Raw genomic sequence first — 20,434 nt, 5'->3', positions numbered from 1 at the left:
AAACAAGAACTCTTGTTCTTAACAAGGCACCGTGCTGTAATCAGGAGCACCTATCGAAGGAGATGCCATGCAGCGCAGCACGGCCACCTGCCGGTCGCCCCGGCTCCCACGGCTCGGCGCCCGAGCCCTGCCTCTGCTCGCGATAACAGCGCTGGTGGCAGCGGGGCCCGCGGGCGCCGAGGATTTCGAACTGCCCCCACTGCCGAACGAGGCGCAGGTGTATCCGGCGGTCGTGCCGATCCCCACACCGCAGCACGACCCCTGGTACGCCGATCCGGCCGATCTCACCGGCTACGCCAACGGCGAGGTGATCCGCAGCCGGGTCGTGCAGACCCATGTGCTCGGCATCCCGGCCCCGGTACACACCACGCAACTGCTGCTGCGCACCTCCGACGTGCACGACAACCCGATCGCGACCGCGACCACCGTGCTGGTACCGGGCATCCCGTGGCTGGGCCCCGGTGCGCGCCCGCTGATTTCGTATCAGGAGGCGATCGACAGCCTCGGCCAGCAGTGCAATCCGTCCTACACCCTGCGCGCGGGAATCCAGAAGGAGGTGGCCATCATGGCCCAGTTCCTTTCCGCGGGCGCCGCGGTGGTGACCACCGATTTCGACGGTAAAGAAGACACGATCATGTCGCCCAGCGAGGGCCGGATGGTGCTCGACGGCATCCGCGCGGCCAAGCGCGGCGGGCTCGGGCTCGAGGCCGCACCGGTGGGGTTGTGGGGCTATTCCGGTGGCGGCAATGCGTCCGCGTCGGCTGCCGAGCAACGCCGCCACTACGCTCCCGAACTCGAGATCAAGGGCAGCGTGCAGGGCGGCATCCCGGGCGACAAAGTCGCGATCGCACCGTTCGCGATCTCGGGCCAACAGCCGCAGGCCAACTTCACCGGCTGGCTGGCTGTGCTCGGACTGGCCCGCGAATACCCCGAGTTCGAGCGACAACTGCAGCAGTACCTGACTCCGGAAGGCCGCCGGGTGGCCGATGACCTGCGGGAACGCTGTCTCTACACCTCCGTGGCAACCACCCTGCTCCGCCCGATGGCGCAGTATCTGACCGACCCCGACGCCGCACTGGCCGCCGCGCTACCCGCCCTGTCGGCCGCGAGTTTCGGCGCACCGGAGAACACCCCCGATATCCCGCTGCTGATGTGGCATTCGACCACCGACCAGCTGTTGCCCGCCGAACTGGCGATCGACAAGATCGCCGCCGACTACTGCGCGCGCGGCGTGAACATGCGGATGATCCGAGTGCCGTTCTCGGAGCACATCAGCGCCGAGATCGTCCCCGAACTGGGCACTGTCGCCTGGTTGCTCGCGGTCGCCGCGGGCGCCGACCCGGGGCCGCGAGTATGTTGAGCGCCGCCACGACCTCGATACGCCAGGTCCGCGCCTTGGCGAGGGCCGGGATCATCGATCCGCGAAACCCCGCACAGATCCTGCGCACCGCCCGCACCATGCGCGCGTTCGGCCCGATCGCCGGTGGGATCCGATCCTCGGCACGGCGCACACCCGACCGAATCGCGCTGGTCTGCGGGGACGCAGCGGATCACCTACCGCGAGCTGGACCAACGCACCGACGCGCTCGCCGCCACCTGGCACGCCGACGGCCTCGGCGCGGACGACACGGTCGGCGTACTCTGCCCCGATGGGGTGCGACTCGTCGAATGCATGGCTGCCACAGCGAAACTCGGCGCTCGGCTGGTGTTGCTCAATACCGGATTCGGTGCGGCACAGCTGCGTGACGTACTGGAACGCGAAGGCGTCAGGGCCCTCGTGCTCGACCCAGCCCTGTCCGCGATCGCCGAAAATCTCCCGGCGCGGATCCGACTGCTGGACAACACGATTCGCCCCACCGCAGCACCGCTACGTCCGCCCGCACAGCAGGGCGGCTTCGTCCTGCTCACCGGCGGGACGACGGGCACACCAAAGGGCGCACCGCGACGAGTGGAATCGCCCTTGGCCGCAGCGCAATTCGTGGACCGCGTGCCCTTGCGACGCGGGCAGACAGTGCTGCTGTGCGCACCGCTGTTCCACGGCACCGCGCTGTCCCAGTTCATCCTCTCGCTGAATCTGGGATCGACGATCGTGCTGCACGGCCGGTTCGACGCCGCCCGCGCGCTCGTTCAGATCGCCGAGCATCGCGCCGACATGGTCGTGCTGGTGCCCACCATGCTGCGTCGCATCCTCGATCTGGACCCAGAAGTGTTGTCCGCCAACGACACCAGCTCCCTACGGATCGTGTTCACCGCCGGGGCGGCGTTGCCCTCGTCGTTGGGCACCAGGGCGATCGAGACCTTCGGCCCGGTCATCTACAACTTCTACGGTTGCACCGAAACCGGCACAGCCACCATCGCCACCCCACAGGACTGGATCGCCGCCCCCGGCACCGTCGGCAAAGCACCGGTCGGGATCATCGTCGCGCTCTACGACACCGACGGCACCCGGATCAGCGAGCCCGGCGCGGTCGGCACCGTCTATGTGGGCAACACCATCGCCTTCGACGGCTACTCCGGCGGCGGGTCCAAGCAGATCCGTGGCGGCTTGATGAGCACCGGCGATCTCGGTCACTTCGATTCCGGCGGAAGGCTTTTCATCGACGGGCGCGATGACGACATGATCGTCTCCGGTGGGGAGAACGTCTTCCCCGGCGAGATCGAGGACCTGCTCTACCGGCACCCGTCGATCACCGAAGCGGCCGTGATCGGTGTGCCCGACGAGGAATTCGGCCAGCGGCTCGCCGCGTTCGTTGTCGCCGCAGGCGAGCTGGACGCCGACAACGTCCGCACCTACGTGAAAACCCACCTCGCCCGTTTCAAAGCCCCACGCGATGTGTTGTTCGTCGACGAACTACCACGCACCCCGACCGGCAAGATCGACCGCCGCGGCCTGGCCGCGCTGGGCTGACCGAACTCGGCGGCGCCGACGAGGGGTCGGCGCCGCCCACTCCGCCGAGAAGCCGCGCCGACCCGTCGCTGCGGGCGCCCTGGGATCGCTGACTAGCGCAGTCCGCGGAAGAACGCGCGGATGTCGTCGACCAGCAGGTCCGGCGCTTCCATCGCCGCGAAGTGGCCACCGCGGTCGAACTCCGACCAGTGCACGATGTCGGTGTCCGCGTCGGCGAAGCGCCGGATCGCGATGTCCTCGGCGAAGACCGCGACGCCGGTGGGCGTGGTGAGCGGTGTGGTCTCCCAGGAGCGGACGTGGGTGGCCTCGTAGTACAGCGCGGCCGACGAACCCGCGGTGCCGGTGAGCCAGTAGAGCATCACGTTGGTCAGGAGTCGATCCCGATCCACGGCGTCCTCCGGCAGGCCGGCGGCAGGGAACGTCCACTCCTTGAACTTCTCCACGATCCACGCGAGCTGGCCGATCGGGGAATCGTGCAGGCCGTAGGCCACGGTCTGCGGGCGTGACGCCTGAATCTGGAAGTAGCCGTTGCCCTCGCTCTTGAACCGCGCGAGGCGATCGAGCCGGGCCAGCTCGGAGGCGGTCATCGTCGCCTTCTCCTCGTCGGAGACCGGACCGAACGGGATGAACCCGAAGGTCGCGGCGTTGATGTGCACGCCGATCACCTTGTCACCACCCGCGCGTCCCACTTCGGGCGTGACGAACGCACCCCAGTCACCGCCCTGCGCACCGTAGCTGTCGTAGCCGAGCCTGCTCATCAACTCGACCCACGCCTTGCCGATGCGGGCCGGATTCCAGCCCTCCTCGGTGACCGGTCCGGAGAAGCCGAAGCCGGGCAACGACGGGATCACCAGGTGGAAGGCGTCGGCCGGATCGCCGCCGTAGGCCGCGGGGTCGGTGAGCGGGCCGATCACATCGAGGAATTCGACGACCGAACCCGGCCAGCCGTGCGTCAGGATCAGCGGCGTGGCATCGGGATTCGCCGATCGTACGTGCAGGAAGTGGATGCGCTGGCCGTCGATCTCGGTGGTGAACTGCGCGAACTTGTTCAGCTCCGCCTCGGCAGCGCGCCAGTCGTAGGAGGTCCGCCAGTATTCGGCCAACTCGCGCAGATACGCGAGCGGCACACCGCGACTCCACTCGGCGCCCGGCTGCTCGGCGGGCCAGCGGGCGTCGGTCAGCCGGGCCTGGAGGTAGTCCAGTTCGGACTGCGGGATCTCGATCTGGAACGGGGTGATCTCGTTGCTCATAAGAACAACACTATGAGCACAAGCGGACACCTTCTGTCCTATAGAACTGGCAGAGTCGAATTCGTGAAAGAAACTTCGGCGCGGCTACTTCGGCTGCTCGCACTGCTGCAAACCCGGCGCGAGTGGTCCGGCGACGAGCTCGCCGCGCGCCTGGATGTCAGCACTCGCACGGTGCGCCGCGATGTCGACAAACTGCGCGCGCTGGACTACCCGGTGCGCGCGGTGAAGGGCATCGACGGCGGCTATCACCTCGAGGCGGGCGCGCGGTTGCCGCCGTTGCAGCTCGACGACGAGGAGGCCGTCGCTATGGCGATCGCCCTGCGCACTGCCTCGATCAGCGGGGTGAGCGGCATCGGCGAGACCGCGCTCAGCGCGCTGGTCAAACTCGAGCAGGTGCTGCCTGCCCGATTGCGGCATCGCGTGCACGCCATGCAGGTCTCGACCGTCCAGACCCCCGGCCGGTCCCGCGTCGATGTCGATCCGGCGGTGTTGTCCGCCATCGCGGCCGCGTGCCGCGACCGTCAACGCCTGCGCTTCGACTATCGCAGCGGTGGCCGCGAATCCCGGCGCGAGACCGAACCGCACGAACTCGTCACCTGGGGCCCGCGCTGGTATCTCGTCGCCTGGGATATCGACCGCGACGACTGGCGCACTTTCCGCGTGGACCGGATGCAGCCCAAAATTCCGGTGGGCCCACGCTTTTCGCCGCGCGAGATCCCCGGTGGCGACGCCGCGGCGCACGTGGCGAAAGGTGTCGCCCAGCTGTGGCCCTACCGCGCCGTTGTGCGACTACACGTGCCCGCCGACTCCGAACTGGCCCGCTCCGCGGCCACCTACGGCACCGTCGAACCGATCGACGCCGACACCTGCCGCCTGGAGATCGGCGCCGACAACCCGCGCGGCCTGACCTTCCTGCTCGGCGCCCTGGACACCGATTTCGAGATCGAACACGGCCCCGAACTGGTCGAGCACCTGCGCCTGATCGCCGCGCGATTCACCCGCGCGACCACCCCGGAATAGCAGAACGGCGGCGGAAAACGCTCCGCCGCCGTTCTGGTCGAGTTCGCTCAGAACTCCCAGTCCGCGTCCTCGGTGTTGATCGCCTTGCCGATGACGTAGCTTGAGCCAGAGCCGGAGAAGAAGTCGTGGTTCTCGTCGGCGTTGGGCGACAGGGCCGACAGGATGGCCGGGTTCACCTCGCACTCATCCTTCGGGAACAGGCCCTCGTAGCCGAGGTTCATCAGCGCCTTGTTGGCGTTGTAGCGCAGGAACTTCTTGACGTCCTCGGTGAGGCCGACCTCGTCGTAGAGGTCCTGGGTGTAGTCGACCTCGTTGTCGTAGAGCTCGAAGAGCAGCTCGAAGGTGTAGTTCTTCAGCTCGTCGCGCTCGGCCTGGGAGACCAGCTCCAGGCCCTTCTGGTACTTGTAGCCGATGTAGTACCCGTGCACGGCCTCGTCGCGAATGATCAGGCGGATCATGTCGGCGGTGTTGGTGAGCTTGGCCCGCGAGGACCAGTGCATCGGCAGGTAGAAGCCGGAGTAGAACAGGAAGCTCTCCAGCAGCGTGGAGGCGACCTTGCGCTTGAGGGGGTCGTCACCGTTGTAGTAGCCGAGGACGATCTCGGCCTTGCGCTGCAGGTTGCGGTTCTCCTCCGACCAGCGGAACGCTTCGTCGATCTCCTTGGTGGAGCAAAGGGTGGAGAAGATCGAGCTGTAGCTCTTGGCGTGCACCGACTCCATGAACGCGATGTTGGTGTACACCGCCTGCTCGTGCGGGGTGATCGCGTCGGGGATCAGCGAGACCGCGCCGACGGTGCCCTGGATGGTGTCGAGCAGCGTCAGGCCGGTGAAGACCCGCATGGTGAGCTGCTTCTCGTCAGGGGTGAGGGTGTTCCAGGACGGGATGTCGTTGGACACCGGGACCTTCTCGGGCAACCAGAAGTTGCCGGTCAGCCGATCCCAGACCTCGGCATCCTTCTCATCGGGCACCCGATTCCAATTGATGGCCGACGCCCGATCGATGAGCTTCATTCCGCCTCCACACCTTTCCGCCAGACCTGTTGACCCGCACCCGCCGCCGTGCGCGAAGCCCTTCACCCACGAACACTACTCGTAGTGGGTGACAACCTCGGGGAGCACTACAGCTTGTGTTGCGGCGCGCAGAACTCGACCCGACCGGCCGAACACCCACACCACACACGCGGCCCCCATTGTGCGGCACGATCGCGATCTCACCACCATCGCATCGCCAGTGATTCGCCACATGTGTGCCGACTCCCACTTCGCCGGTGAGCGCCGCCACTGCCCGGCACGCCCGGGCCCGGTGCGGGTGCGGGGCGCCAATTCCGGCACACTGGCATTCGAAGCGGGTCTGTAGGAGCGGGAGCTGTCTCGCGCGAGGGGGATTTCCGATGCGATTGCGTCAACTGGTGGTCGTCACCGCCGCCGTCATGCTCGGACTGACGGCCTGCCAGGCAGATCCGCCCCAGACCAAGCGGGTTGTCGAGCCCGCGCCGACCACGACATTGCCACCGGTCGACGCGTCGTATTGGTCGACCGTCCCGCAGACCGACGAGCAGCGGGCCGCGGTGTCGGCGCGTGCGCGACTGATCGACGTGTGCGCGCTCGTTCCCCGCGCGGAACTCGTCGTTCTCGGCGAGGTTCGCAACGTCGACAACGACGAAACCGATTCCTGCCGAGTCGAATTGGGCCCGAAGGGCAGCGTCGAGAAGCTGAGCTGGGCGTCGATGGTCGTCTTCGGTGATGCCCCGCAACCGGGGGCGACCGTGCAGCAACTCGGCGACGTGGCGTTGTCGGTGCTGCCCGATGACCAGGGAACCGGTACGACGGAGAAATCCTGCACGTTCGGCGTGCCGGTGCTGACATCGTGCGGGTTCACCTACCGCGGCGACGATGTCGTCGTCAGCTTCGAGAACCGTGAGAGTCCGACGCTCAGCAAGACCACCGAGCAGATGCCGGACGGCCGTACTGCCCACGTAGTCGACGGCACGAGCTACACCGTGGTGGTCGGCCCCGAATTCGCAGTCGAGACCGGCTATTTCGGCCTGTCCGCACCGGCGGTCAATGTCTTCGCCGACACTCCTGACGTCGCAGAAGATGTGATGCGGCACGTTCTCACACTCTTTCCCGCCACCTGAACCGGACAAGGAGAACCCCTGTGCGACAGCTCATCCTGCTCTCCGCCGCAGTGCTGACGATGGTCGCCTGCGGGAGCGAACCCGCACCGGACTCCATGCCCAAGGGTGGCTTCTGGTCCACCGCAGCGGTTTCCGATCAGGAGAAGATCGCGACACTGCGCAAGGTCAGGGCGATCGATGTGTGCGCCTTGCTCCCCCGCGCGGCACTGGGCACCCTCGGCACCGTGCGCGATATCGAGAACGTGCATCCGAATCAGTGCCGACTCAGCATCGCCGTACCCGGTCATCTCACCGGCATCGACGCGACCTGGAGCACCGGGGTGATGTTCGAGGGTGAGCCGAGCATGGACGGGCCGGTCGACGAGGAGTCCATGGGGGACGTGCGGGTGCTGTTCAACGACGAGCCCGCTGCATCGGCTGATCCACAGGTGCGCGGGGCTTGCCAGGCATGGGCGCGGTTCGTGGCGGGGGCCGATCTGTCGTTCAGCGTGCGGGCGCCACAGGACGCTTGCACGTCGGCGAGGACGCTGGTGCGGATCGCGTTGACCGAGTGGCGCAAGGAGCCCGCGCAGGGTTCCTCGCCGGATTCGGACCGGGCGGTGGTCACCGGGGCCGATCCGTGCGCGGTCGCGCCGCTGCTCGGTGTCCGGGTGCCGGTGGCCGATCAGGGTGTCACCACGTGCAAGGTGAGCGTCGACGGTCGCGATGCGATCGTCACCTACGACTACAACGAGGAACGCTCGATCATCGACGACACTCCGGCCTTCACGGTGGGCGCTCGCCAGGTGTACCGATTCGACACGGCCCAGGCCGACATGGCGTCGCTGTCGGCCGTCGTCGGCCCCGGCCTCGCGCCAGGGCCGACCGACGCGCTGCTCGGTCGGCGCGTGCCGACCGTGTCGGTCACGGCCCATTCGTCGATCGCGGAGAAGGTCATGCGCGAAACCCTGCCGCTGGTGCGCTGACGACAACGTTCTGAGAACGACCCGGCACGATGTTTGCGCGAGGGTTGCCGTCGCGGGCAGACTCGATGGTCGGGCGCGAGTCCGGGCCCGGATCTGTCGAGGACAGGGGTACCGATGTATCGCAGGATGGCGCTGGCCGCTGCCGCGTTGCTCGTGTGCGCCGCATGCGGGAGTGACGACGCGGGCAAACCCCCCGACTACGGCGAACTGCCGCCGCCGCCCGCACCGGTGATTCCCGCCCAGCCCCCCGAGTTCTGGTCGAAGGTCCCCCAGGATCCGAACCAGCGCGCCGAGGTAGCCCAGGCGACCCGCCAGGTCGACGTCTGCGCGCTGCTACCGCGCGACGTCCTGGCAAAGCTCGGCGAGGTCAAGAGCGTGACCGTCGGATTGGATTCGTGCCGGGCCGTTCTCGGCAGCGACAAGGCCGGCGAGGGCTCGACGCTGACCTGGCACGCCACCCTGCTGAGCAGTGTGTCCACGAGCGGCCGAGGCTTCATGAGGCAGATCGGCGATGCGACCGTCCGCACGGTTCCCGATCGCGAGACCGGCGAACCACGCGCCTGCGGGGCGACCGCCCAGTTCCCGTCCAGCGCGGCCTTCTACCTCGGCCTTTCCACCCCGGGCAAGAACCCCTGCGTCGTCGCCGACGAACTGATGCCCGGCATGATCGACCGCTGGCGGCAATCGCCGCCACAGGGCACCTCCCCCGACACCACACCGACCGTGCTGCTCGGCGCCGATCCCTGCACGGTCCGAGGCAAACTGGCCGGCGCCGTTCCCGACGACGAACAGCGACTCACCCAGTGCCTGTTCAACTATCGCGGCGAGAAGATCACCGTGAGCTACGAGTACCGCGTGCCCGAATATCTGGCCGCCAACAGCACCGAGGACCGTATCGACGGCCGCACGGTGCACCGCTCGGTCTCGGTGTACGACAGCTCGATCCCGATCTACACCGCGGCTGTGGGCCCGGAACTGCCCGCCGAATCCACCGCGTTCGGCAGGCGTATTCCGGTTGTCGAGGTGGTCGCCGCCACCGACGACGTCGCCAAGGACGTCATGGCACAGGCGCTCACACTCTTCCCTCAGCGCTAGATTCCCAGCACCAGTTTCGCGGTGGTGAAGTAGATGATCAGCCCGGTCGCATCGACCAGCGTGGTCACCATCGGCGCCGACACGACCGCGGGGTCGATACGGAACTTCTTGGCCAGCAACGGCATCGTGCCACCGATGGTCGCCGCCCAGCCGCAGATGACCACCAGGGTGATGGCCACGACGATGGCGATCTTCGGCCCGACGAACACCGTGCCGATCAGCAGGCCCGCGGCGGCCAGCATGGTGCCGAGCACCAGCCCGACCCGGCATTCGCGCCAGATCACCTTGAACAGATCCGAGACGCGCACCTCGCCGACCGCCAGCGCGCGCACGCACGCCGTCGCCGCTTGCGCACCGGCATTGCCGCCCGCACCGATCAGCAGCGGAATGAACAGCGCCAGACTCGCGGCCTGTTCGAGGGTCGAGGCGAACATGTCGGTGACACTCACGGTCAGCGTGGCCGCGAACAGCAGCAGCGTCAGCCACAGCGCCCGGTAGCGCGCCAGCTGGAACACCTTGGCGGCCATGTAGTGGCCTTCCCACGGCGCCGAACCGGCCTGCTTGGCGACGTCCTCACTGTCGGCGGCCTCCAACACCTCCATCGCGTCGTCGATGGTGAGCAGCCCGACCACTCGATCCTCACTGTCGACGACCACCAGGTTGATGAGGTTGGTGGAACTCATCAGCCGGGCGGCCTTCTCCGCGGCATCGGTGGCCCGCACGAACGGCGGCTCGGTGACGACGAGTTCGGACACCATCGCATCCGGGGAGTGCAGCACCAGCTCGCGCAGTTCGACGATGCCGGTGAGACGACGGCCGCGATCGACCACGGGCAGCGTGTACACCGTTTCGGCGTTGCCGCCCTTGGCGCGCACACAGCCCAGCGCCTGCGCGACGGTCAGATTGTCCGGCAGCGCAACGACTTCCGGCGTCATGTACAGCCCGACCGAGCCCTCGGGGTAGCCGAGCAGCGTGGCCGTCATCCGGCGCTCGCGCGGGCTCAGCCCGGCGAGCACCTTCTTGGCGACCTTGGCGGGTGCTTCGTGCAGCATGCGGGCGCGGTCGTCGGGGTCCATCGCCTCGACGAGATCGCGAAAGCTCTTCTCGCGCAGTCCCTGCAGGATCTGCTGCTGGTCGACCGGCTCGAGCTCTTCGAACACACTGAGCGCGCGCTCCTTGTCGAGCAACCGGAACACGACACCGGCCTGTACGGCGTCCATGCGCGCCAGCGCGTCGGCGATGACGTGCGGCGGACGGTTGTCGAGCCAGTCGAGGCCGCTACAGACCCGGTGGGTCTCGACGATGTCGCGCACCGACTCGGACAGGATTTCGAGCGCCTCGGTGACCGCATGATCTTCAACGCCCATGCGGCGCGGCGAAATCACCTCGGGCACAACGGTTTCGGTGGGTACATGACGGGCAGTAACGAGATCGACATTCGACATGATCGAGTCCTCTGGCGTTGACAGCGCACACGCCTGCGGCACAGCTACAGGATGTGCGAGAAGTGGAACGAGTGACGGTGGTTCACACCGCGGGGCGTCCACCGCCGAGGCCGACACGCACAGACCGGACCGAACAGGTCAGGATGTGTGGTGCAAGGACGAAGGGGCGACGCCGCGCGGCCTTCGACTGGGAGGTTCGTTGCACATCGCAACCCCACCTCCTCGCAGTCGCCGCGGGTGATCTCTCCGCGAATCGCTTGGAGCACCCACACGGGCACACCCTTCCGCCCATGAGAATACATGCGGGCCCCACTTGTTTCACCTTGAGCTTGCGTACCACTGGTCACAGTGACACCGATCACACCGCCGGCGGCAGCCCCGCGATGACGGTGTCGACGGCCTGTTCGGCGAGCGGCCACAGCTCGGCGCGGTCCAGGTGCCGCAACGGCCCGCGCAACGCCAGTTCCGCGAATCCGTGCACGGTGGACCAGCAGCTCCAGGTCGCACCGGGGCGCGCCACGGGGGCGAGGTCACCGACGTGCACCATCATGTCGAGCGAGTCGGCGAGGGCGAGGTAGGCGGGCGAGTCGACCACCGACTCCGGCGAGATGTCACCGGCGCCGAAGAACGCGACCGCGAACCAGCCCGGCTCGAGTAGCGCGAAGCCGATATAGCCGAGCCCGACCGCGCGCAGGCTCGCACGCGGCGCCGTCCGGCTACGGTCCATGCCCTCGGCCATCCTGGACTCGATCGCGGCCGATACCGCGCGCAGCAGCGCTTGCCGGTCGGGAAAGTGCCGGTAGGCGGCATTCGGTGTGACGCCGACCCGGCGGGTGACTTCGCGGATCGTCAGCGCGTCGGGGCCGCCGGATCGGGTGAGCTCCAGTCCGGCCTCGATTAATGCCGCCGCGAGGTCACCGTGGTGATAGGCCAACCCTTGAACTCCCTTTCGATGAAGTATACGGTGTGAACATATCAAATGTGCACGCCGTACACATTGAAGGGTGGCCCACCATGACCGCACTGCCCACGATCGTCGATCACGACGCCTGGCAGGCCGAACTCGATCAGCTCAGGATTCGGGAGAAGGCCGCCACGCGCGAACTCGACGCCGTCGCCGCCCAGCGCCGCCGCATGCCCGCCGTCCGGCTGCCCGACTACACACTGAAAGCCGAAGACGGCAGCGATGTTTCACTCGCCGAGGTCTTCGACGGACACTCCCAGCTGATCACCTATCACCACATGTGGACACCGGGCAACACCTGGCAGTGCCCCGGCTGCACCGGCCTCACCGCGCAGTACGCACGACTGGATTTCCTCGGCGGCTACGACGCGCGATTCGTCATCGTGACCCAGGGGCCGATGGACGAGGTACTCACCTACAAGAAGCGCGTCGGCAACGCGATGACCTGGTATTCGACCGCCGACAGCCAATTCGGCGCCGACATGGGCGCCGGCCCCGGCGCGGAATTCGCCGTGAACACCTTCCTGCGCGACGGCGACACCGTCTACCGCAGCTGGCACACCGACGGCCGCGGCACCGAACAACTCGCCTACAGCTTCGGTCTCATCGACGCACTCCCCTACGGCCGCCAGGAGGAATGGCAGGACAGCCCCGAAGGCTGGCCGCAGTCGCCCACCTACAGCCGCTGGCCGAGCAGCAAGGACATCGCCGCCTCCTACGGCGACCCGAGCGCCTGACCTGCGAGATCCGCGCCGACCGCACGTTCGACCGCGGGCCAGTCGGGCGTGTGGGTCACCCAGTCCGGGACCGGCCCGGTCTGCGCGCCGAACAGGTACCGCCGGGGCACCAGATCGCGCAGGATCTCGTGCACGTCGAGCCGGTCGTCGATCATGTGCGTGATGCCGAGTTCGGCGCAGTGCGGGGCCTTTTCGGCGCGAGTTCTGCAGAAGCGCAAGTGTTCTCGGGGTATTCCGGTGCGGGCGGCGAAGTCGTGATGGTCGAGCCATTGCCGGGTACGTTGCTCGATCCGCGGACCGCACTTCGAGATCACCCAGACGTTGCCGTCGAAGCGCGTGACCAGCCGATCGAGCACTTCGAACGCGTCACGACTCGGCGGAGTACTCATCGCTTCGTCGAAGCCGCCCGAGAGGAATACGGTGTCCGCGGCGCCCGGTGTGAGCGCGGCCCCCTGGATCACTCGGCCGAAGTCGACGCCGAGGCGGGGTGGGGAAATATTGTTCATACAGCTGCCAGCATGCCCGGGTTCGCCCCGCGTGCCAAGCGAATTTCGGCGCATAACGGCCGGTCCAGGGTTCAGCGCGGTGCGCGCACAATAGTTGCCTGAGCGCGCAGAAGTGGAACAGTGGATCTCGACAGCCGCGGCGTGTGACGCCGCTCGAGTTCTACTCAATCCAGGAGAAAACCTGTGCGCTTCGGCATCTTCGTTCCCCAGGGCTGGCGGCTGGATCTGGTCGGTATCGAACCGGCCGACCAGTGGTCGGTGATGCGCGAGCTGGCCCAGCGGTTCGACGCGGGCACCGACTGGGAGTCGATCTGGGTCTACGACCACTTCCACACCACGCCCGTTCCCACCGACGAGGCCACCCATGAGGCGTGGTCGTTGATGGCGGCGTTCGCGGCCACCACGTCGCGCGTGCGGCTGGGGCAGATGTGTACTGCCATGAGCTACCGCAACCCCGCCTACCTCGCCAAGGTGGCCGCGACCGTCGACCTCATCTCGGGCGGCCGGGTGGAGATGGGCATCGGCGGCGGCTGGTACGAACACGAGTGGCGCGCTTACGGTTACGGCTTCCCGACCGCCGGTGAGCGTCTCGGTCGCCTCGACGAGGGTGTGCAGATCTTCCGCCAGGCGTGGCAGACCGGCCGGGCAACGTTGAACGGCAAGTACTACCAGGTCGATGACGCCATCGTGCACCCACGCCCGTTGCAGGAGAACGGGATTCCGATCTGGATCGCCGGTGGCGGCGAGAAGAAGACCCTGCGCATCGCCGCGAAATACGCCGACTACACCAACTTCAGCGGCGACCCCGACGAGTTCGCCCGCAAGTCCGACATCCTGCGCCAGCACTGCGAAGAGGTCGGCACCGAATTCTCCGCCATCACCCGCAGCTCGAACTTCAACGCCATCGTCGGCACCACCGAATCCGAAGTGCAGGAACGACTCTCGACGATCGTCGATCGCTTTACCCCCTTCCTCGGCGCTGATGCGGCCGAAGCCCGTGTGCACGAACAGTTCGCGACCAGCGCGGCCGTCGGCACCCCGGAGCAGATCGTCGAACGTCTCACGAAGGTCAAGGATCTCGGCCTCGCCTACACCATCGTCAACTTCCCCGAGGCCGCCTACGACACGTCCGGCATCGAACTCTTCGAACGCGAGGTGATCCCCGCATTGGCGTAACGGTCGACCCGGTGACCCGACTTCGGCGCTGGTTCAGGCGGGAAAGTTCGGCACGATCGATTCGCCCATCTGCCGCAAAGTCGCGCAGGCGTCGGCGCTCTGGTGGGCGGGGTTGTTCACTACGACCATGCGGATTACGCCCTGGTCCGCGGAGAAGAAGACGTCGCAGGAGCCGGGAGTGGGAGCGCCACCGAGGCGACGGCCGACGCGGCCCGCGACTGTGTAGTCGGCGAAAGCTGTTTCGCCCGATTCCGATTCGAATTCCTCGAGGGTTCGCGAGGTGGAGAACACTCGCAGGTAGGCCGTGCCGCCGGTCCACTCGCAGGTCTGCCAACCTCCGGACACGGCGCCTGCGGCGACCTTCGTCGCAGGGTCGACACCGGCCTTTTGTAGAGCGTCCGCGGTTACTCCGGTGCACGGCTCGAACAACGCTTTCGTTGCCGACGACTCCTGCCCCTCGCTCGAACATCCGACGAGCGCCGCCAACGCCAATCCCCCGGTCGTTACCGCCATGAGCGCGCGCTTCATCCGTTCCCTCTCACCGTGCATCGCAAAACGCGGCCACGTTAACAAGGTTCGCGGCCTCCCCGAGCCGTCGTTCGACAAGCCTGGGCCGATCACCACAACCCCGCACACCACGCTGTGACGAACTCGCACGATGCGCTTGGTCTGCGTACTAGGTGCACGCCCGTTCACCGGCGGCGCGCTCCGGCAACGGGTCCGCGATGTCCCAGCCTTCGGCCAGCAGCGCCTCGACAGCGGCCACGGCGGTGGCGAGACGCTGTTCGGGTGAACCGGTCAGCATCGTGAATCGCCGTCCGGTGCGGGTGAGTTCGGCGCGGAAACGCTCGGTCATCCACGGCCGCAGGTGCTCGCCGTCGCGCAGACCGTCGTCTTCGAACGCGACGCCGACATGGTCGGTGAGCAGCCACAGGTGCTGGCGGTGCTCGGCGACGATGCCGGGATGGGCGTAGCCGAGATAGCGCTCGTGCCAGATGGTCGTGGCGAAGGCATCGGTATCGCACACGAGTACCGGGCCGGTTTCCCGGGCCGCGAAATCCTCGCTCGCTTGCTGGTGCGCGGCGATCAGCGGGAATTCCGGCGAGGTGAACTCGATGTCGGACCAGTGCCCGCCCGGACCGAGGGCGGCCAGCTTTCGTTCGCTGTATTCGCGGCCGTACTCGGGGACGTAGCGGGCGCCGTAGTGCGCGGCGAGCGCCTGCGCGACGGTCGTGGTTCCCGTCGATTCCGCACCGAGCACCACCACCCGCTTCGTCATCGCGGCGCGGACCGGCGGGGACAGGAAATCCCAGTGCGCGAGAGGATTTCGGCGGATCTCGGTCGCCGAGATCGGGTGGCGCAGTCGCCTCGGGTCGACGCAGATCGCGTCGGCGCCGAAGCGTCGGCCCAGCTCGTCGCCGTAGGCCTCCGAGGTGAAGACCGCATCCACGGGGTCGGGGACGGCGGCGAAGAACACCGCCATGTGCGCGTCCCAGATGGCGGGGTCGGTGATGTCCATCGGCACATCGTCAACGGCACCGACGACGGAAATCTCTGGATCAGCATGCATTTCGCGCATCCAGGCCACACGATCGGCGAGGGGGATCGACTCCACCGACGAGGCGCAGACCAGCACGGTCAGCCGGTCACAGCGGGCGGCGGCGGTGCGAACCAGGTGATGATGACCCGCGTGCGGCGGATAGAACTTGCCGAGAACCAGCCCGTGCCCGTACCGCGTCATGCCGCGACCGCCACCGGGGCCTCGACCACATCACGGCGCCAAGCGATCAACCCCCGAACGCACAGCGCGAGGAATCCGAGGTACAGCAGCGCCGTCAGGAACAGCCCCTTATAGGCGTACAGCGGGATGTAGACGATGTCGGCCGCGATCCACAACCACCACGACTCCAGCCGTTTACGGCACTGCCCATAGGTCGCCATCAGCGACAGCGCGGTGGTGAGCGCGTCCCAGAACGGCACGGTGGACTCGGTGGCCGTGTCGAGCAGCACGGTGATCGCGGCGGTACCGAGCACCCCGCACACCGCGAGCCACAGCCATTCGACCCGCGTCGTCCGACGCACCGGCAGCGGCTCCGTGCGCGAGGACCCGTGCACCCACGTCCACCACCCGTACCCGGCCAGCGCGATGAACACCACCTGCAACCCCGCGTCGGCGAAAAGCCCGGCCTGAGTGAACAACAGAATGAAGAACACATTGTTGGCGATGCCGATCGGCCAGTTCGCAATGTGCTGGCGAGCGACCAACCACACGCACAGCGCCCCACTGCCGAACCCGAGCACCTCGGTCCAACTCACCGCCGTCCCGAGCAACGTGAACAACGGCTGCTGCAGTGCGGCAACCAGATCCAGCACGTTCATCTCCCCACCCTCACTATTGGTCATATTGACCATAATTGATGTGAGGCCCCGCCGCAAGAGACCCGGTGATCAGGTCGACAAGGTCGACAGCGGGTGCTTGTTAAGCGGTGTCGACCACGCTGAGCCCTATGAGCAACGCAGCACCGCCCCGGCACGCGACGAGGAACAGCGGATACACCCGCGGCGCCGACGCGCAACCGCCGCGCATCGCTCCCGAGACCCGCCGGCGCCCGACGGACGAATTCCCGCTCACCGGAAGCACTTCCAGCGGCGACGAGACCGGCGTGATACCCGCGTTCCTCATCGATATGGCGCTGCACGCCGCGATCGGCGCCACCGCCTGGTACATCGCGTCCGGCACGACGGCCGTTCTGTACGGCATCCTCGCCTGGCTCGGCGTGTCCTTCCTACACCGCACGATCGTCCAACGGCTCACCCGGACGACGATCGGCAAGTGCTCGTACGGACTCCGACTGCGGTACGCCGACGGCACCTACCCGTCGACCTGGCAGCTGATCGGCCAGTGGTTCCGTGGCGGCTGGTCCTGCTTCGACCTCTTCGACAGTGCCCCCTGACGCGAAAAGGGCGGCCCCCCAGGGAGACCGCCCTTTATCGTCAGCTCAGCTCACAACATGCACGACACGCAACCCTCGACTTCAGTCCCCTCGAGGGCCATCTGACGCAGGCGGATGTAGTAGAGCGTCTTGATGCCCTTGCGCCACGCGTAGATCTGCGCCTTGTTCAGGTCGCGGGTACTGGCGGTGTCCTTGAAGAACAGCGTCAGCGACAGGCCCTGGTCCACGTGCTGGGTGGCCGCGGCGTAGGTGTCGATGATCTTCTCGTAGCCGATTTCGTAAGCGTCGTCGTAGTACTCGAGATTGTCGTTGTCCAGGTAAGGGGCCGGGTAGTAGACGCGGCCGATCTTGCCTTCCTTGCGGATCTCGATCTTCGACGCCACCGGGTGGATCGAGCTGGTGGAGTGGTTGATGTAGGAGATCGAACCCGTCGGCGGCACGGCCTGCAGGTTCTGGTTGTAGATGCCGTATTCCTGCACCGAGGCCTTCAGCAGACGCCAGTCGTCCTGGGTGGGGATGCGCACGCCGGCCTCGGCGAACATCTGCGCCACCTTGTCGGTCTTGGGCACCCATGCCTGCTCGGTGTACTTGTCGAAGTACTCGCCGCTGGCGTACTTGGAGTCGGCGAACCCACCGAACGAGGAGCCGCGCTCCTTGGCGATCAGGTTCGAGGACCGGATCGCGTGGTAGACCACGGTATAGAAGTAGATGTTGGTGAAATCCACACCTTCTTCGGAGCCGTAGTGGACCCGCTCACGTGCCAGGTATCCGTGCAGGTTCATCTGACCGAGGCCGATGGCGTGGGACTCGTTGTTGCCCTGCTCGATCGAGGGCACCGAGAAGATGTGGGTCTGATCCGAGACAGCGGTGAGCGCGCGGATCGAGGTCTCGATGGTCTGACCGAAGTCGGGCGAGTCCATCGCCTTGGCGATGTTGAGCGAACCGAGGTTGCACGAAATGTCCTTGCCCACCTTGGAATAGGACAGATCGTCGTTGAATTCCGAGGGGGTGGAGACCTGCAGGATCTCCGAGCACAGGTTCGAGTGGGTGATCTTGCCCTTGATCGGGTTGGCCCGGTTCACCGTGTCCTCGAACATGATGTAGGGGTAGCCCGACTCGAACTGCAGCTCGGCGATGGTCTGGAAGAACTCGCGCGCCTTGATCTTCGACTTGCGGATGCGCTTGTCGTCGACCATCTCGTAATACTTCTCGGTGACGTTCACATCGGCGAACGGCACGCCGTAGATGCGCTCGACGTCGTACGGCGAGAACAGGTACATGTCCTCGTTCTTCTTCGCCAGCTCGAAGGTGATGTCGGGGATCACCACACCCAGCGACAGCGTCTTGATGCGGATCTTCTCGTCGGCGTTCTCGCGCTTGGTGTCGAGGAAGCGGTAGATGTCGGGGTGGTGCGCGTGCAGGTACACCGCGCCCGCGCCCTGACGCGCACCCAACTGGTTGGCGTAGGAAAACGAGTCCTCGAGCAGCTTCATGATCGGGATGACACCCGAGCTCTGGTTCTCGATCTTCTTGATCGGGGCGCCGTGCTCACGAATGTTGCTCAGTAGCAGGGCGACACCGCCGCCGCGCTTGGACAGCTGCAGCGCGGAGTTGATGGAGCGCCCGATCGACTCCATGTTGTCCTCGATGCGCAGCAGGAAGCAGGACACGGGCTCGCCGCGCTGCTTCTTGCCGGAATTGAGGAAGGTGGGGGTGGCGGGCTGGAAGCGGCCGTCGATGATCTCGTCGACCAGGTTGCTCGCGAGCACCTCGTCACCGGCGGCCAGCGTCAGCGCGACCATGCAGACGCGATCCTCGAACCGCTCCAGGTAACGCTTACCGTCGAAGGTCTTGAGCGTGTACGAGGTGTAGTACTTGAACGCGCCGAGGAAGGTCGGGAACCGGAACTTCTTGGCGTAGGCCTGCTGGAACAGCTGCTTGACGAAGGGGCGACCGTACTGGTCGAGCACCTCGGTCTCGTAGTAGTTCTCCTTGACCAGGTAATCCAGCTTCTCGTCCAGGTTGTGGAAGAAGACCGTGTTCTGGTTCACGTGCTGGAGGAAGTACTGGTTCGCGGCCTCTCGATCCTTGTCGAACTGGATCTCACCGTTGGGGCCGTACAGGTTCAACATCGCGTTGAGGGCGTGGTAGTCGAGCACCTCGCCCGCCTCGCCGCGCACCGCCGACTGCTCTAGGCGTGCTGACTTGCCTGCCGGTGCTGTGGTTGCTGTTGCCAAAACAATCCCAATCCCTCTCGGACGCGCGCGACGTCCTCAGCGGTTCCCATGAGTTCGAAGCGATACAGATACGGCACCCCGCATTTTTGCGAGATGATGTCTCCTGCAACGCAATAGGTATCGCCGAAGTTCGTGTTGCCGGCCGCGATCACCCCGCGCAGCAGCGCGCGGTTGTGTGGGTCGTTGAGGAACTTGGCGACTTGCCGCGGAACGAGGTCCTTGTCGGGACGCTGTCCACCCATGACGTGCCGACCACCACCATAGGTCGGGGTGATCAGCACGTAGGGTTCGTCGATCCGCGGCGGATCAGATGATGTGTGCAGTGGAAGTCGAGTAGCCGGGAGACCGAGCTTCTCGACGAAACGATGGGTGTTCTCCGAGGCGCTGGAGAAGTAGACCAGCCCGCCCGGAGACATCTGCTCGGGCACGGCGCCTCCTTACCGGCGAACCGGCGCGAACTACGCAGCCACGACGGCGAGCGACTTGATGCGGTCGGGACGGAAGCCCGACCAGTGATCCTCACCCGCGACGACGACCGGCGCCTGCAGGTAGCCCAGTGCCATGACGAAGTCACGCGCCTCGTCGTTCTCCGAGATGTCGATGACGTCGTAGTCCACCCCGACCTTGTCGAGCGCCTTGTAGGTGGCGTTGCACTGCACGCAAGCGGGCTTGGTGTACACGGTGATGGTCATGATGGAAGTCCCTCTCTCCTATGCCTGATCCACAGCCTGTGATCCGTATGCAATGCACGAACGGGTGATGCTGCGCAAACTCCTGGATCTAGCGAAGAAAGCCCTGCTCGCAACCCCTTCCCTTGGGCCCGATCAGTGGTGGCTCCACACCGTCTTCCAGTACGACAGACACTACACCTAGTGTCCGACAGATGGGAACAACACAAGGTGTTGCGAGTCGCACGGATGTAATTCCCACGCGGTAAGTCCCAGGACGGGCCACCGGCCAGCAGGGAAAACAGTGGTTCAGATCACGATTTCATCTACCGGCGAGTCTTCAGCAAACCTGTCGTGGACAGCCGAAGGGCG

General features: G+C 66.3%; 20 protein-coding genes. 9 read left to right on the top strand and 11 right to left on the bottom strand.

Features of this window, described 5'->3' with window-relative positions:
* The first annotated feature begins 67 nt into the window (after positions 1-67).
* Together IBJ82_RS00415 and IBJ82_RS00410 are read left to right on the top strand one after the other, a co-directional pair.
* A complete protein-coding gene (locus tag IBJ82_RS00415; protein WP_194823994.1) occupies positions 68-1,360 on the top strand; it encodes a lipase family protein in 1,293 nt (430 codons plus the stop codon).
* A gap of 123 nt (positions 1,361-1,483) precedes the next feature.
* The gene (locus IBJ82_RS00410; protein ID WP_370585077.1) at positions 1,484-2,908 is read left to right on the top strand and encodes an AMP-binding protein; all 1,425 of its coding nucleotides are present in this window, start codon (positions 1,484-1,486) and stop codon (positions 2,906-2,908) included.
* A 92-nt stretch (positions 2,909-3,000) separates the two neighbouring features.
* Here the strand turns inward: IBJ82_RS00410 and IBJ82_RS00405 are convergent, their stop codons facing one another.
* On the bottom strand, positions 3,001-4,158 hold the full coding sequence (locus tag IBJ82_RS00405) for an epoxide hydrolase family protein (protein WP_194823993.1): 1,158 nt from the start codon (positions 4,156-4,158) through the stop codon (positions 3,001-3,003).
* A gap of 63 nt (positions 4,159-4,221) precedes the next feature.
* Here IBJ82_RS00405 and IBJ82_RS00400 point away from each other — a divergent pair, with 63 nt between their 5' ends.
* Entirely contained in the window at positions 4,222-5,178 is a 957-nt protein-coding gene (locus IBJ82_RS00400) for a YafY family protein (protein WP_194823992.1), read from the top strand.
* A gap of 47 nt (positions 5,179-5,225) precedes the next feature.
* On the opposite strand, the gene nrdF is transcribed toward IBJ82_RS00400, so the two are convergent.
* Positions 5,226-6,188 carry a class 1b ribonucleoside-diphosphate reductase subunit beta gene (gene nrdF, locus IBJ82_RS00395; protein WP_194823991.1) on the bottom strand — a complete coding sequence of 321 codons (963 nt, stop codon included), beginning with the start codon at positions 6,186-6,188 and terminating at the stop codon, positions 5,226-5,228.
* Between the two features lie 380 nt (positions 6,189-6,568).
* On the opposite strand from nrdF, the gene IBJ82_RS00390 reads away from it, so the two are divergent.
* The 3 genes from IBJ82_RS00390 to IBJ82_RS00380 all read left to right on the top strand — a co-directional run bounded on the left by IBJ82_RS00390 (position 6,569) and on the right by IBJ82_RS00380 (position 9,375).
* The gene (locus IBJ82_RS00390) at positions 6,569-7,315 is read left to right on the top strand and encodes a hypothetical protein (protein ID WP_194823990.1); all 747 of its coding nucleotides are present in this window, start codon (positions 6,569-6,571) and stop codon (positions 7,313-7,315) included.
* A gap of 20 nt (positions 7,316-7,335) precedes the next feature.
* A complete protein-coding gene (locus tag IBJ82_RS00385) occupies positions 7,336-8,280 on the top strand; it encodes a hypothetical protein (protein WP_194823989.1) in 945 nt (314 codons plus the stop codon).
* A gap of 114 nt (positions 8,281-8,394) precedes the next feature.
* Positions 8,395-9,375, top strand: a complete 981-nt coding sequence (locus tag IBJ82_RS00380) for a peptidase (protein ID WP_194823988.1) — start codon at positions 8,395-8,397, stop codon at positions 9,373-9,375.
* Here the strand turns inward: IBJ82_RS00380 and mgtE are convergent.
* Positions 9,372-10,820, bottom strand: coding sequence for a magnesium transporter (mgtE, locus tag IBJ82_RS00375; protein WP_228536371.1), 1,449 nt, complete (start codon positions 10,818-10,820; stop codon positions 9,372-9,374). The two genes, IBJ82_RS00380 and mgtE, sit on opposite strands and share 4 nt — an antisense overlap.
* Positions 10,821-11,178: 358 nt before the next feature.
* Entirely contained in the window at positions 11,179-11,754 is a 576-nt protein-coding gene (locus tag IBJ82_RS00370; RefSeq protein WP_194823987.1) for a TetR/AcrR family transcriptional regulator, read from the bottom strand.
* An 80-nt stretch (positions 11,755-11,834) separates the two neighbouring features.
* On the opposite strand from IBJ82_RS00370, the gene IBJ82_RS00365 reads away from it, so the two are divergent.
* On the top strand, positions 11,835-12,521 hold the full coding sequence (locus IBJ82_RS00365; protein ID WP_194823986.1) for a DUF899 family protein: 687 nt from the start codon (positions 11,835-11,837) through the stop codon (positions 12,519-12,521).
* Here IBJ82_RS00365 and IBJ82_RS00360 read toward each other — a convergent pair.
* Positions 12,500-13,027, bottom strand: coding sequence for a hypothetical protein (locus IBJ82_RS00360; protein ID WP_194823985.1), 528 nt, complete (start codon positions 13,025-13,027; stop codon positions 12,500-12,502). The genes IBJ82_RS00365 and IBJ82_RS00360 overlap by 22 nt on opposite strands.
* 183 nt (positions 13,028-13,210) lie before the next feature.
* On the opposite strand from IBJ82_RS00360, the gene IBJ82_RS00355 reads away from it, so the two are divergent.
* On the top strand, positions 13,211-14,203 hold the full coding sequence (locus IBJ82_RS00355; RefSeq protein WP_194823984.1) for an LLM class F420-dependent oxidoreductase: 993 nt from the start codon (positions 13,211-13,213) through the stop codon (positions 14,201-14,203).
* Between the two features lie 33 nt (positions 14,204-14,236).
* On the opposite strand, the gene IBJ82_RS00350 is transcribed toward IBJ82_RS00355, so the two are convergent.
* The 3 genes from IBJ82_RS00350 to pnuC all read right to left on the bottom strand — a co-directional run bounded on the left by IBJ82_RS00350 (position 14,237) and on the right by pnuC (position 16,606).
* Entirely contained in the window at positions 14,237-14,731 is a 495-nt protein-coding gene (locus IBJ82_RS00350; RefSeq protein WP_194823983.1) for a DUF3558 domain-containing protein, read from the bottom strand.
* 148 nt (positions 14,732-14,879) lie between these two features.
* A complete protein-coding gene (locus tag IBJ82_RS00345; protein ID WP_194823982.1) occupies positions 14,880-15,944 on the bottom strand; it encodes an AAA family ATPase in 1,065 nt (354 codons plus the stop codon).
* On the bottom strand, positions 15,941-16,606 hold the full coding sequence (gene pnuC / locus IBJ82_RS00340; protein ID WP_370585075.1) for a nicotinamide riboside transporter PnuC: 666 nt from the start codon (positions 16,604-16,606) through the stop codon (positions 15,941-15,943). Before pnuC ends, IBJ82_RS00345 begins: the two co-directional genes overlap by 4 nt.
* A 104-nt stretch (positions 16,607-16,710) precedes the next feature.
* Between pnuC and IBJ82_RS00335 the strand changes: the two genes are divergently transcribed.
* Complete coding sequence (locus IBJ82_RS00335; RefSeq protein ID WP_194823981.1) at positions 16,711-17,157, top strand: hypothetical protein; 447 nt, start codon at positions 16,711-16,713, stop codon at positions 17,155-17,157.
* A gap of 50 nt (positions 17,158-17,207) precedes the next feature.
* Here IBJ82_RS00335 and nrdE read toward each other — a convergent pair whose 3' ends face one another.
* Genes nrdE through nrdH form a run of 3 tightly spaced genes read right to left on the bottom strand, consistent with a single transcriptional unit; the run spans position 17,208 to position 20,086 of the window.
* A complete protein-coding gene (nrdE, locus tag IBJ82_RS00330; protein ID WP_194825080.1) occupies positions 17,208-19,337 on the bottom strand; it encodes a class 1b ribonucleoside-diphosphate reductase subunit alpha in 2,130 nt (709 codons plus the stop codon).
* Between the two features lie 11 nt (positions 19,338-19,348).
* Positions 19,349-19,810: a class Ib ribonucleoside-diphosphate reductase assembly flavoprotein NrdI gene (gene nrdI, locus IBJ82_RS00325; RefSeq protein ID WP_056815784.1), complete on the bottom strand. Its 462-nt coding sequence runs from the start codon at positions 19,808-19,810 to the stop codon at positions 19,349-19,351.
* Positions 19,811-19,852: 42 nt separating this feature from the next.
* A complete protein-coding gene (gene nrdH / locus IBJ82_RS00320) occupies positions 19,853-20,086 on the bottom strand; it encodes a glutaredoxin-like protein NrdH (protein WP_194823980.1) in 234 nt (77 codons plus the stop codon).
* Between the last annotated feature and the right edge of the window lie 348 nt (positions 20,087-20,434).

Origin of the sequence: Nocardia sp. XZ_19_231 (genome assembly GCF_015355705.1) — a bacterium.
GTDB lineage: Bacteria > Actinomycetota > Actinomycetes > Mycobacteriales > Mycobacteriaceae > Nocardia > Nocardia salmonicida.
Note: the sequence above shows the minus strand (reverse complement) of the source record. Positions and strands in the feature narration are given on the sequence as shown.

Coding starts and splice junctions, on each gene's coding strand:
- IBJ82_RS00365 (WP_194823986.1), top strand. CDS start 11,835: ATGACCGCACTGCCCACGATCGTCGATCACGACGCCTGGCAGGCCGAA.
- pnuC (WP_370585075.1), bottom strand. CDS start 16,606: ATGACCAATAGTGAGGGTGGGGAGATGAACGTGCTGGATCTGGTTGCC.
- IBJ82_RS00350 (WP_194823983.1), bottom strand. CDS start 14,731: ATGAAGCGCGCGCTCATGGCGGTAACGACCGGGGGATTGGCGTTGGCG.
- nrdH (WP_194823980.1), bottom strand. CDS start 20,086: ATGACCATCACCGTGTACACCAAGCCCGCTTGCGTGCAGTGCAACGCC.
- IBJ82_RS00360 (WP_194823985.1), bottom strand. CDS start 13,027: ATGAACAATATTTCCCCACCCCGCCTCGGCGTCGACTTCGGCCGAGTG.
- nrdI (WP_056815784.1), bottom strand. CDS start 19,810: ATGTCTCCGGGCGGGCTGGTCTACTTCTCCAGCGCCTCGGAGAACACC.
- IBJ82_RS00345 (WP_194823982.1), bottom strand. CDS start 15,944: ATGACGCGGTACGGGCACGGGCTGGTTCTCGGCAAGTTCTATCCGCCG.
- IBJ82_RS00415 (WP_194823994.1), top strand. CDS start 68: ATGCAGCGCAGCACGGCCACCTGCCGGTCGCCCCGGCTCCCACGGCTC.
- IBJ82_RS00380 (WP_194823988.1), top strand. CDS start 8,395: ATGTATCGCAGGATGGCGCTGGCCGCTGCCGCGTTGCTCGTGTGCGCC.
- IBJ82_RS00335 (WP_194823981.1), top strand. CDS start 16,711: ATGAGCAACGCAGCACCGCCCCGGCACGCGACGAGGAACAGCGGATAC.
- nrdF (WP_194823991.1), bottom strand. CDS start 6,188: ATGAAGCTCATCGATCGGGCGTCGGCCATCAATTGGAATCGGGTGCCC.
- mgtE (WP_228536371.1), bottom strand. CDS start 10,820: ATGTCGAATGTCGATCTCGTTACTGCCCGTCATGTACCCACCGAAACC.
- IBJ82_RS00405 (WP_194823993.1), bottom strand. CDS start 4,158: ATGAGCAACGAGATCACCCCGTTCCAGATCGAGATCCCGCAGTCCGAA.
- IBJ82_RS00390 (WP_194823990.1), top strand. CDS start 6,569: ATGCGATTGCGTCAACTGGTGGTCGTCACCGCCGCCGTCATGCTCGGA.